The following is an 11,717-nucleotide window of genomic DNA, read 5'->3' on the forward strand; positions in this document are numbered from 1 at the left end:
GTCACGTGAGTGACAGACCGAGCCGCGCCTGTAAGGCTGGTTTCTTACTTCTTTTCTTCGCCTTGGCCGCCGATGACGCCGCCGATGATGCCCGGAAGCACGTCGGAGAGCGAGCCGGTGCTCGAGAGCTGGCCCTCAGCGGAGCCGAGGCCGTTCTTGTCGAGGCTGCCGAGGGCTGCTTCACCAGCGTTAGGAGCGCGGACGGTGGTGCAGGCGGTCATTTTCGGCATCCGAAGTGTGCTGATCGACCAGTCGGGGGTTCCCCTAAACGTAGCGCCACCGCTGACAATCTGAGCACCCGGAGCGAGGTTCTTTGGAAGCGCGTATGTGAACTCGGCGACGTAGGCCTGTCCCGAATAGACCGACCAGCCTGTGTGGGAGATTCTCCAGCCATCGGTTTCCTTAACTACGCCCGCTGGGTCAACCGACTTCTCCTCGAGGAGGTTGCCAAGGACACCGCCGCCACCGAGGATTCCGCCGATGAGGGTGAAGGCCTTCACTTTGACGGTGGGCTTCACCCCATCGAGCCTTGAAGAAGGGCTGTCCCAGACACTTTGAACGTACGGATTTCCGGCACCGGTGGTGCTTAGCGATACTTGGTAGGTCACCGACGTACCCTGTCCCACAGACTTCGCAGTCGACTTCGCGAAGTTGTACTTGATACGCGGAATAACTGCATCGCTGACCTGATTCGTCGACTCCGATATGCACGGAGCCGCCGAAGCGTTACCAGCTGTAATGCTCGGGACGACGGCGAGTCCGCCGCCGGCGATGGCGGCGGCCGCAGCAATGCTGATGGCGCGGGTCCGCAAGGTGGTCTTGGACATGGGGTCATGCTCCATTCGATCTGTACTGTCTAGTGGCTGCTGCGCCCAGGAGGGAGGTTCCCGGACGCTCGAGTAGCGAACTAGGTGCAGATTGCCGCCCCCGCCGCACTAGCACCCGATTCCATGGACCCAACCATGCAGGGCGTCACCGAGGGATGTCCAACCCCGGAGTGCGATGCAGCGCCGGATTCGACCCAAAGTTGACGCGGGTCACGTGAACGCCCAGCAGAGAGCAGACTTTCCCCAGGTCATTGGCGCAAAAACGTATCACCCAATCGTCCGACAGGACCGCGCAGATTCAGGACGCAATCACGCGTCGAGCAGCGTCGAGACAGGAGTCGGCGTCACCAGGAATTGCCGCGCCTTCATCAGCTTGCCGACCCGGCCAGCCCCAACCACACCGGTCAGCAGACCCTCGCGACTGTAGTACGCGAGAAACTTGCGGCCATCGTCGTCGACGACGTGAACCTCGTCATCTGAGCGCGGCGAACCGAGCATCTGAAACTTGAGCCCGTACTGATCCGACCAGAAGTAGGGCACCGGCTGGTGCGGAATCTCGTGGCCGAGCAGGTGCGCGGCCACCAGCGCAGCGTGATCGACGGTGTGCGTCCAATGCTCGACGCGATGCGGGTGACCGTCCACGTCGCGCCAGTTTGCGCAATCGCCGAGCGCATAAACATCGGGATCGCTAGTGCGACCGACAGCATTGCAGGCGACGCCGCCGCCGTCGGAGCGATCGGCGATCTCAATGCCCGACCCTTGCAGGTAGTCGACGTCGGGGTATCCGCCGATTCCGACCACAATCACGTCGGCATCGACGCGACTGCCGTCCGACAGGGCAACGCCCACGGCACGACCGCCGTCGGTCAGGATCTCGTCGACACCGACATCGACGCGCAGGTCAACACCGGCTTCCTCGTGCAGACGCGTCACCATGGCCCCGATCTCGGCACCGAGCGGCCCGGACAGCGGCGCCGGTGTCGGCTCCACCAGGGTGACGTTAACGCCCAGTTTGTGCAGGCTCGCGGACACCTCGCAGCCGATAAAGCCAGCACCGATCACCACAGCGTTCTTGGCGGCCGCGACGTCAGCGCGCAGGGCGAGGGAGTCCTCGATGGTGCGGATCACGTGGACCCCGGAGACGCCGTCGGTGCCCGGGAATTGACGGGCGACGAGGCCGGTGGCGAGGACCAGGGTCCCGTACTCCAACTTTTCGGTGACACCGTCACGCTCAACGCTGACCACATGTGCGGAGGGGTCGACAGCGACAACGCGCGCCCCCATCTGCAGGTCGATGTCGGCTTCGGTGAAGTAGTCGGCGGGCTTGAGGTCGACGCGTTCGTCGTCGCCGGTGAGAACCGTCTTCGACAGCGGCGGACGGTCGTAGGGCGGATGCTGCTCGGCCCCGAGCAGCATCAGTTCACCCTCGTATCCGCCGTTGCGGAGGTTCTCGGCCAGCCGTATGCCACCGAGACCTGCCCCCACAATCACCATCGGTGATTTCACCACTTGCTTCACATCCCCATCGTCGTTGATCGTGACCGTCTACCTTTGACGGTCACAGAATTATTGCGGCGAAACGTTTTGCAGTCTCGACAGTCGCCAAACGTCGCCGATCTTAGTGACTGTGGCCCACCGGGCAATACCGATGCGAGTCGGATAGTCCTGCGCTTGGCCCACCGTAACTTCCTGCGTGGCAAACACCAGCACCGTCATCAGTTCATCATGTCGAGAACCGGGAGCCGCACTGGACACCGTCGTCTTCATCGAAACCTTGGAAGCGACAGCGTTCGGAAAAACGACGTCGGGGCCGCGAGCAGCGTAATCAGCGGCGAGGATGCCGGTCAGTTGGTTGGCCACGCTCTCTCGTTGCTCGGCAGTTTGATCGGGGCTGAATGTCATGAGGGAGGTGATGGCATCGGCTGCGGCGCGGACGGCCGTTGGATCTTCCGGTGCAGGCTCGGCACGCGATTGCGCTCCGACAGTGAAGGTGAGAGCGGCAATGGCCACTGCGACTAAGGCAATGATGGCCCACAGCATCGTGAATCGACGATCTGCGGCGACTTGGTTGCGCCACCGGTACCCGGGCTTCGCCGGGGGTGTTGGTTGTGGCGGGGTTGGTTCGTGCGGGGTTGGCTCTTGACCGGCTTCCGTTTTTGAATGCGCGCCCATCAGGTCACCGTCCTCGTTTGTTGGACCTTCCATTGATCGCCGTCGCGCACCATCGTGACCGTTAGTCCCACTCGATTGTCATTCCCGGTTCCGCCAACGAGTTCGGGGGTGGTGGTTTGTGCGACCAACAGGATTTCGGTTTTATCGTTGCCTGCCCTGTTGGCTTCAATGCCGGTGACTCCGGATGAAACGATCTGTCCGGTTGTCGGCCCTGCAAGACCTCTCACGAGCGCGGTGAGTTCCTCGCGGGCCCCCTTCAGGCGGATCGATTGATCGCCGGTGCTGACAGCAAGCACCCCGTCTATGTAGGAGTTCGCGTGGCTCGGGTCGGCCGTCAGCATGGTGACAATCGCCTGTTCGGCAGCAGCCCGGGCGGCTATCGCATCGGCGGTGACTGCCGCTGAATCGTTGGCGTCACTATGGGCCCACCAGCCCGCCGCCACCAGTCCGATGGCGGCAAGCGCACCGGCGAACGCGGTCAGCCGGGTGAGCAGTCCAGCGCGCCGGGCACGCTGCTCGCGGATCGGTTCGGCTGCTTCACGAGCTCGCTTCTCGGCAAAGAAGGCATCGTCGTACCGTTCGCGGGCGTGCCGCAGGCGTGTGGATTCCTCGGTCATTGGAGTTCCTCCAATCCGCTCAGAAGCCAACGGCCATCGGGTCGCACAAACGAGGCTTGCACCGACTTCATTCGACTTTGAATCTGGCCGCCCCGCTCGGTGACCGTGACTCGGACGACGGCGAGCACTTCGCCTGCGGTGTCGTCGGCCCAGGAGACGGCAACCTGTTCCGGCACCCAATTGACCGATGTCGTCCCGGCCGGGGGTGGCCCGTCGAGCGCTTCACTCGCCGACACCGAAAGCGGCGGCGCAACCAGCGCCTTGGCTGTTCGACGGTCGTTCGACCACGAGCGGGAGTCGACGGAGAAGACGTCAGCGATGATGCCGCCCGCCTCCTTCTGCAGTGTGATGTCGGCACGGAGATCACTGGCTGCGGCTTCTTTAGCACCGAATCCTTGCACGCAGAACGCGATGGCCGCCGCAACGACGACGAGCGTCGCCACCAGCCAGGCCGCGACAACGCGAGGACTCATCGGTTTACGCAAGTACCTCATCACTGTGCTCACGGGACCAACACCAGCCCGGAGATCTTCAGCACGCCGTCTTCGGGAACCATGCTGACCAGCAGGCGCAGGGGCTCTATCGGTGCGGGTGCCGTCGTCGACTCACCCTTGGTGACCTGGACGTTGGCGGCAATCATGATGTCGGCACCCTCGTTGGAGCGATACGAGACGGCCGCCGCATCGACCGTCCCCTTACCGTGCGCACCCGAACTCTTGACATAGGTCGTGTAGGCGTCGGCCGACTGGGCAAACGAGTCGTGAAACTCACCGGTCGCACCGGTAAGGATGCGGCGAGCCCGGTCGGGGTCGTTGGCATCGACATTGAGGAGTAGGTCGACGCGACTGGTGGCAGCCGCCAGGTAGTCGGCGTCGGAGTACTGCGTGGGCGCCGACGCCCAAAACCAAATGCCGACTACCGCCACCGCTATCAAGGCGGCACCGATCCCGGAGATGATCGCTTTGGTTCGACGCGGCAGCGTGGCACGCAGTCCCGCCGACGCCTCTGCCTCTGATAGGTCTTGGCGCGCCCGGCGCACCTGCTTGCGCGAACGACGCCATTGACCCCATAGGTCGTCCGATTCGTTAATCCCCACGCGGCCTAGCGTATCGACTCCTGCCGACACTTTGTCCGATCCGGTTGCTGTACGCCGACCGGGTGTCTGGGTCGGGGTTGAGGAAAATTGCCCCCGACTTATTCGTGATCGAGCGCTTGAGGGCCTGCGGCAAGATCGGGTACACGTTGACCCAACCCATCGAACGCGGTGCCGCGACCCGGACCCGGACCTTTGCCACCGACGCGAGTACCTGTTGCGCCACCACTTGGGTTTCGACGACGGTCACCATCGAGTTGGTGGTCAGGCCCTCAATCAAGCCGGTGTTGGTGAAGGTCGGCAAGATTGACGACACCCGCACCCCCTGGGCCGACAGTTCCGCGTCGAGCGCCTCGGAGAATTCAATGACCCCGGCCTTCGCCGCGTTGTAGACGGTCAGGCCCGGCGTAGGCAGACGACCGGCAACCGACGCGATATTAATAATCTGGCCGTGCCCGCGGGCCACCATGTGCGACGCCGCGGTCCGACTTCCCAGAATGACGCCGAGCAAATCAATCTCGAGCGTCGAGCGGATCAGCGACTCCTGGTAGTCGAGGAACGGCCCGACCGGCATGATGCCCGCGTTATTGATCAGCACATCGACCGGGCCCACCAGCTCGCTGACCTCGTCAAAGAACTCCTCGAACGATTTGCTGCTCGTGACATCGAGTTCGAGACCCTCGATCCCGAGGTCCGCGGCAGCCTTGGCGACGGCGCTGGCATCAATATCACCGATTGCCACGCGGGCACCGGCGTCGAGCAGTTCGGTAGCGATCTCGAAACCAATTCCGCGGGCCCCACCGGTGATGGCAACGACTTTGCCTGCCACGCCGGCGCGGATACGAGCCAAACGTGCGTCAGCACGGTCGGCACGAGAGAAAAATGACATGCACACTCCCAAAGATCGAGGCGAAAAAGGGGTCTAGTAAATCATTGGCGCGAGATGCTTCTCGGCGACTCGTCGCACGTAGCCGGGGTCCCACCGGCCGGGGTCACTGGCGGGCACTTCCAGGTAGGAAATGACCACGCGGACATGAATTTCGACCGCTTCGAGGAGATCGTCGTCGGGCATTTCCGCTCCGCACGCCCGCAGGGTTGCGCCGACGCGGGCTGTCACCATTTCAATAAACAGCGACCCAATGCTGTCGGTAACCTGGCGTACCGAATGGTCCTCGTGAACCATCCGGCGCAGCAGCGGCTGAGTCTCAACCATCTCCGCGCCGAGCGCGAAGATCTCGACGACGGCTTCTTTCGGCGGCAATCCGACGACTGCGTCTTCCAGGGCAGCGACGCCGACTTCGAACGTTTCGACGGCCACCGCCCGAAACAGCGCATCCTTATTCGGGAAGCGTCGATACAGCGTCGACCGACTGACACCGGCGCGCGCAGCGACGTCGTCCATGTTGGCACCGCGATAACCGACGGCCGTGAACTCGGCCGCCGCCGCCGCGAGGATGTCCTGTTCCTGCTGCGGCACCGAAGCCTTGATCCGCGTTTTGCGGGAGGTCGGGCCCACTACAGTCGACGCATCTGTACCGGCAGTTTGTCCTTCGGTACCGGTAGGGCGCTGTAGTCCATCGGCATGGTGTAGCCCTCCGGCACTGACCATTCGTAGTGGCGCAATAGTTGGTGCATCACCGTCTTGATCTGCATCTGCGCAAAGTACAGCCCAATGCACTTGTGCACGCCGCCGCCGAACGGGATCCACGCCATTCGATGCGCTTTGTCCTCGGCGCGATCGGGCGCAAAGCGTTCGGGGTCGAACATGTCGGGGTGCGAATAGATTTCTGCACTCCGGTGATTCGCCAACTGCGGCACCACCACGAAGGTCCCCTCGGGGATGAAGTAGCCGTTGACCTCGGTATCTTTCATGGCCATGCGCGGTTGCGCTGGCACCGGCGGACACAGTCGGAGCGATTCGCGCATGATGAGGTCGATGACAGTGAGGTTCGCCAGATCCGCGTACTCGAGGTTGTCCCCGAACTCGAACGACTGTGCCCGCGCCTTCTCCTGCCATTCGGGATGCTTAGCCATCCAGTACGACATCTGCGTCATGGTGATGGTCGTAGTGTCGTGGGCAGCCATAAGAACGAAGATCATGTGGTTGACGACGTCCTCGTCGGTAAACGACGTCCCGTCTTCACTTTCCGCGTGGCACAACACCGAGAATAGGTCGGGCGTGAGGGTGGCACGCTTCTCGTCAATGTGCGCGTAAAAGAATTCTTCGAGGATCTTGCGCGAACGAATGCCCTTCCACCAGCGTCCGCCGGGGATGGGCTTGCGCACGTAGGCAACGCCGGCGCGAACGGTCTCGATGAACGCTTTGTTGAGGCGATCTGCTTCGTCCTGCGGTAGTTCCAGTCCGAGGAACACCTCCAGCGCAACGTCGAGGGTCAGTTGCTTCAGTTCGGAGAGCATCTTCACCTGCCCGGTCGGGAACCGGGAGATTCGATCAGCGACCATCGGCTGCAATTCGTCCATGTACCCCTTGAGGACCTTCGGCGTGAAGGCCTGTTGCAGGATGTGGCGATGGTCGCGGTGCTCGTCGAAATCTAGGAGCATGATGCCGCGGTTGAAGAACGGGCCGATCAGGTAGGTCCAGGCTGGCCCATTGGCAAATGCGCGGTCTTTGTTCATCAAGATCTGGTTGGCCGCGTCGGGCCCAGAGCAGGTCACGATGGTAATCCCCAGCGCGTTCATGCCGGAAACACGGCCGTATTTGCGCTCACGCTCAGCCGAGAAGGCAAAGGGATCACGCCGCATCCGCATCATTTCCAGAATCCCATTGCGGGTACTGAACGGAACCGCCTTCAGACTGCTTTCCGCGTCTGCCTGAGCGAGCACTGCACCCATCGTTCCTCCTCGGTAGTGGCACATCGGTGTGATGCAGCCCATACCCCTATTGAAACAAAGGCGACGATCTGTGTCTATAGCTCTTGGGACATTTTTTAATTTCGTCGCAATCAGCGGCGAATCAGCAGCTCATGGCAGCGACGGAGGCGGTCGTGCCACCACTGCTCCCGCTCGGCGGAAGCCAACGGCAGATCGAGGCCCGGCTGTATACGACGGCGTTTCATGGCTCCATGGTGAATCCGGAACGACGACGCCACATCCCGACTAAAGAGCTCGCCGGTACCCAATCCACAGGCGCGATGCAGACCAGGCAGGGCCGTTGCGGCGTCGACACCGGCGGCAATACCGATCGCGGTGTCGAGCGCGCTTGAGACAACAACGTCCATCGGCAACTTGCCAGCGAGCGCGATCAATGACCGCATACCGCCCAGCGGCGCCACCTTCAATACTGCGATATCGGCTGCCTTCAATGTCGCGACGCGCAGCGGATCGCCGGAGCGGCGAATCGACTCGTCAGCTGCAATCAGCGCCTTCACCGAACCGCGAACCTCAGCCAATTCCTCGACCGTGCGGCAGGGCTGCTCCACGTACTCGACATCACCAATAGCCTTGATGGCTTCAATAGCCTCGGCGACACCCCACCCGCCGTTGGCGTCAATCCGCACAGTGCCCACCAGTTCACGTGCGGCCTCGACGCGAGCGACGTCGTCGGCGAGACTCTGGCCGGGCTCGGCGACCTTGACCTTAACCGTGTCGACGCCCGGATAGCGGGCGACCAGAGCGGCGACATCCTCGGCCGGGACGGCGGGAACGGTCGCATTGATTCGAACTTCCTCGCGGATTGGTTCGGGCGGACCGAGAAACGCCGCCTCAATCCCGGCCGCAAGCCAGGTCTTAGCTTCGGCGTCGTCGTATTCGGGAAAGGGTGCGAACTCGCCCCACCCGGCAGGCCCCTGGAAGACGAGCGCCTCCCGGACGCGCGTGCCACGGAATCGCGTGTGCATCGGCAGCGAGACCACCTTGGCCGTGTCGAGGAGGTCGTCGGCGGTCGGCATTCCCGGCGGCGGTGGATTCTTTGGCGTCAAACGAAAGGTCGGGACACCCTTTTTCCGATCGTCGGTCGCGCCGACATTTGATTCCTTGTTCCGTCCAACCGGCGAAGAGAAGACCATATCGTCAGGGTAGGCCAGCCCAGCGACAATTCCCTCGACACCCCAGCCTGGACACAATGACACAGTTCTTTACATCTGTGTCATAAAGGAAGTACAGTGGCCTCATGACAACCCTCGACGAATTCGAGACCGGCATCCGCGAAGCCGAACCGGCCTGCATTGAGTTGACCGAAGTCGATATCGATTCCATCGACCTCCGACTCGGCGCCGACTCCCTCGTCTGGAAGTTTTACGGCGATATCCGCGGCCTCTTCGGATTCCAGCGGCTAGCGGGCACCGAGAACTGCATCGAGCAACTCGCCCAGGGCGTTGAAGACCACTCGGTGATCTTCAACGACTTTATTGGCCGAGCCAGGCGCTCCGGACCGCCAATCATGCGAACCGTCTACTCGGATGAACCCCATCAGTGGGGACGCCGCGTTCGTGACTTCCACCGCGACATCAAAGGCACCATCAACGACGGTTCGCGCTATCACGCCCTCAACCCGGAACTCTTCTACTGGGCGCACGCCACCTTCGTCGACCAAGTTCTCTACATCACCGACACGTTTATCCGACGACTGTCGTACGAGGAGAAAGTCCAGATCTTCGAGGAGAGCAAAACCTGGTACGACCTCTACGGCGTCTCTTCGCGCAGCCAGCCGCAAACCTACGAGGAGTTCCGCGCGTACTGGGAAACCATGTGCGACAAATTCGTCCCCACCCGGACCATCATGTATGCGACCGGCTACCTCCGGCAGGGCATTCCCGGCCCCAAATGGATGCCTAAACCCGTCTGGCGGGTACTCGGCGCACCGCTCAACGGTGCCGTGCAGACCATCCTGATCGGCACGCTGCCACCCCAGATGCGCGCGGTATGCGAGCTCGAATGGAACGTCAAGCGCCAACGCCGCTTCGATCGGTTCGCCGCCTTCATGCGCGCTGCAAACCCGGTGTTCAATCGGCTTCCCATCAAGATCCTGTACATCGAATGGGCGGCCGAGGGATGGGCGCGTACCGGCGTCGATCCTCGCAAGCTACACAACTGACCTGCGCATTAAGGAGATCCCCATGAGCACACCCACCGTCGACGAGCTAAGCACCGGCCTGGCCCGAGCCGACGCCGAAGCCCTGTTCGATTCCCTACCCGCCGTCACCGTCGCTGAAATGTCGGGACGCTGGCACGGCACCGAAGTTCCCACCGGCCACCCGATGGACGGCCTCCTCGCGATTTCCGGCTGGTACGGCAAGCAGTTCGACGATGCCGACCACGTGCACCCACTGCTCTTCGGCGAACCCGGCGACCTGTATCCGGTGAACCCGAAGCTGATCCCGCTGTCGACGCTCAATCACGTCGGGCCCAAAGTGCCGAAACGCTCGATTCCCGGCAGCGATGTCGCCTTCCGCGCGCTATCTACCCGCAAACATCGGGCGAGAACTCGGGCCGTCGAATACCGCGGGATGGTCAGCGCCGCGATGGTTTACGACGATCTCCCCATCATCGACCACTTCCGCAAACTCAGCGAGGACGCGGTCCTGGGTGCGATGGACCTGCGAAACTCGCCAGCCCCCTACTTCTTCCTACTCGAACGGGACTGATCAACCGTTGACGGCCCGTCAGCCGCTAGCTGACGTCGAGATGTTCTAACAGGGCCGAAAGGAACTCGGCTCGACGGTCGCGGTGCACACTGTGCCCGGCGGGGATGGTCGTAAAACGACCATCGGGCAGCGCCTGCGCCACGTCTTGCAAATGTGTCGGCGGCAGGAAGCTGCGGTCGCCACCCGACACCACCAGCGTCCGGGCCGTCACCGCCTGCAGCCCGTCCCACCATGCCGGGTCGGAAACGTTGAATTGTTCGGTGACCAGGTTGGGCACCGCGCGGTCGAAGCGCAGATATGGGGCCGGGTTAGCGATGAGCGCACCAAGCCCGCGGACCCGCTCCCCCAACGTCGCGGTGGGTGCGATGTGCTCGGCAAGGTCGGCTTCGTCGCGCGGCATCGGTGGCACTTCCTCAAGGACGAGCCGACGTACCCGCTCCGGATTTCCCATCGCGTAGCGCAGTCCTGCGTGCGCGCCGAGCGAATGTCCGACGAGGTCGATTTCCTCCAGCCCCAGGTCATCAACAACGCGGGAGATGTCGGCGGCGAAATCGTCGAGCAAGTAGCTGTCGGCGCGGGAACTGCGGCCATGCCCGCGCAGGTCGATGGCGACCGTCGAACGACGGCTTGCCCGTAACTGCCGGACTGCGGCATCCCAGGTGGTGTGGTCACTGCCCATTCCGTGCACCAACACCACCGGCGGGGCACCGGTGAGGCCACCGGAGATGCCAACGGCCAGATCGGGCAGGTGGGGCTCTGCACTGACAATCATGCGCATCAAACCAGGTTAGAACTTTCGCGTTCTGCGCCTTTGGTCGGTACCGGCGCCTACCCGTCGTCGGCGAGGTGGGGATAGCCTGGCAGCATGTCCGATTCTTCGCACGATGTCTTGGGTCCACTCGCGGCTTTCGCTGGCAATTGGCGCGGTTCCGGTGCTGGCCACTACGCCACCATCGACAGCTTCGTCTACGACGAGGAGATCGAACTGTCCCCGAGCGGCAAGCCATTCTTGTTTTATCGGCAGAAGACCTTCGCCCCGAACGGTGGTCGTCCGATGCATACCGAGACCGGCTATTTGCGGCTGGCCGGGTCTAACCACATTGAATTGGTGATCGCCCAGCCCACCGGCTTCGCCGAACTTCAGCGAGCACCTGCACACCCGACAATTCTGGAATTTGTGCAGCACACGCTCGGCGTCTCCCCCGACGCCAAGCAGGTCCTGTCGGTCCGTCGCCGCTTTGAACTGACGTCCCCGGACACCCTCGTCTACGACCTGTGGATGGCCTACGCCGACGTCCCCATCAGCCACCACCTCCGAGCCGAACTCACCCGCGCGGACTAAGCGCGTCGCTCCGCTCCCCTGAGTTCTCGCATGATGCGTCGATTCCCGCACTATGTCTGACAT

At 62.7% G+C, this 11,717-nt stretch carries 14 protein-coding genes; 3 read left to right on the forward strand and 11 right to left on the reverse strand.

Annotated elements, in window-relative coordinates; genetic code table 11:
• Window positions 1-44: 44 nt before the first annotated feature.
• From WBA38_RS11740 to WBA38_RS11785, 10 genes are all read right to left on the reverse strand, one after another.
• Window positions 45-827, reverse strand: coding sequence for a hypothetical protein (locus tag WBA38_RS11740; protein WP_424322766.1), 783 nt, complete (start codon window positions 825-827; stop codon window positions 45-47).
• Between the two features lie 309 nt (window positions 828-1,136).
• The gene (locus WBA38_RS11745) at window positions 1,137-2,336 is read right to left on the reverse strand and encodes an NAD(P)/FAD-dependent oxidoreductase (RefSeq protein WP_424294159.1); all 1,200 of its coding nucleotides are present in this window, start codon (window positions 2,334-2,336) and stop codon (window positions 1,137-1,139) included.
• Between the two features lie 57 nt (window positions 2,337-2,393).
• Entirely contained in the window at window positions 2,394-2,999 is a 606-nt protein-coding gene (locus WBA38_RS11750; RefSeq protein ID WP_424322767.1) for a hypothetical protein, read from the reverse strand.
• Window positions 2,999-3,616 (reverse strand): hypothetical protein, encoded by a 618-nt coding sequence (locus WBA38_RS11755; RefSeq protein WP_424322768.1) that lies wholly within the window; start codon window positions 3,614-3,616, stop codon window positions 2,999-3,001. Before WBA38_RS11755 ends, WBA38_RS11750 begins: the two co-directional genes overlap by 1 nt.
• Window positions 3,613-4,089, reverse strand: coding sequence for a hypothetical protein (locus WBA38_RS11760; RefSeq protein ID WP_424322769.1), 477 nt, complete (start codon window positions 4,087-4,089; stop codon window positions 3,613-3,615). Before WBA38_RS11760 ends, WBA38_RS11755 begins: the two co-directional genes overlap by 4 nt.
• 29 nt (window positions 4,090-4,118) lie before the next feature.
• Window positions 4,119-4,712 (reverse strand): hypothetical protein, encoded by a 594-nt coding sequence (locus WBA38_RS11765; protein ID WP_424294153.1) that lies wholly within the window; start codon window positions 4,710-4,712, stop codon window positions 4,119-4,121.
• Entirely contained in the window at window positions 4,702-5,598 is an 897-nt protein-coding gene (locus tag WBA38_RS11770; RefSeq protein WP_424322770.1) for an SDR family NAD(P)-dependent oxidoreductase, read from the reverse strand. The genes WBA38_RS11765 and WBA38_RS11770 overlap by 11 nt, the downstream gene beginning before the upstream one ends.
• A 33-nt stretch (window positions 5,599-5,631) precedes the next feature.
• Window positions 5,632-6,225: a TetR/AcrR family transcriptional regulator gene (locus tag WBA38_RS11775; RefSeq protein ID WP_424322771.1), complete on the reverse strand. Its 594-nt coding sequence runs from the start codon at window positions 6,223-6,225 to the stop codon at window positions 5,632-5,634.
• A complete protein-coding gene (locus tag WBA38_RS11780) occupies window positions 6,225-7,562 on the reverse strand; it encodes a cytochrome P450 (RefSeq protein ID WP_424294150.1) in 1,338 nt (445 codons plus the stop codon). Before WBA38_RS11780 ends, WBA38_RS11775 begins: the two co-directional genes overlap by 1 nt.
• Window positions 7,563-7,672: 110 nt before the next feature.
• Window positions 7,673-8,734: an o-succinylbenzoate synthase gene (locus WBA38_RS11785; protein WP_424322772.1), complete on the reverse strand. Its 1,062-nt coding sequence runs from the start codon at window positions 8,732-8,734 to the stop codon at window positions 7,673-7,675.
• A 104-nt stretch (window positions 8,735-8,838) separates the two neighbouring features.
• Here WBA38_RS11785 and WBA38_RS11790 point away from each other — a divergent pair, with 104 nt between their 5' ends.
• Together WBA38_RS11790 and WBA38_RS11795 are read left to right on the forward strand one after the other, a co-directional pair.
• On the forward strand, window positions 8,839-9,762 hold the full coding sequence (locus WBA38_RS11790; protein WP_424296420.1) for an oxygenase MpaB family protein: 924 nt from the start codon (window positions 8,839-8,841) through the stop codon (window positions 9,760-9,762).
• A 22-nt stretch (window positions 9,763-9,784) separates the two neighbouring features.
• Window positions 9,785-10,312, forward strand: a complete 528-nt coding sequence (locus tag WBA38_RS11795; RefSeq protein WP_424296422.1) for a DUF4334 domain-containing protein — start codon at window positions 9,785-9,787, stop codon at window positions 10,310-10,312.
• A gap of 25 nt (window positions 10,313-10,337) precedes the next feature.
• Here the strand turns inward: WBA38_RS11795 and WBA38_RS11800 are convergent, their stop codons facing one another.
• Entirely contained in the window at window positions 10,338-11,090 is a 753-nt protein-coding gene (locus WBA38_RS11800) for an alpha/beta fold hydrolase (protein WP_424322773.1), read from the reverse strand.
• An 87-nt stretch (window positions 11,091-11,177) separates the two neighbouring features.
• On the opposite strand from WBA38_RS11800, the gene WBA38_RS11805 reads away from it, so the two are divergent.
• Window positions 11,178-11,654 (forward strand): FABP family protein, encoded by a 477-nt coding sequence (locus tag WBA38_RS11805; protein WP_424322774.1) that lies wholly within the window; start codon window positions 11,178-11,180, stop codon window positions 11,652-11,654.
• The last annotated feature ends 63 nt before the right edge of the window (window positions 11,655-11,717 follow it).

Origin of the sequence: Gordonia sp. (in: high G+C Gram-positive bacteria) (genome assembly GCF_049647785.1) — a bacterium.
Lineage (GTDB): Bacteria > Actinomycetota > Actinomycetes > Mycobacteriales > Mycobacteriaceae > Gordonia.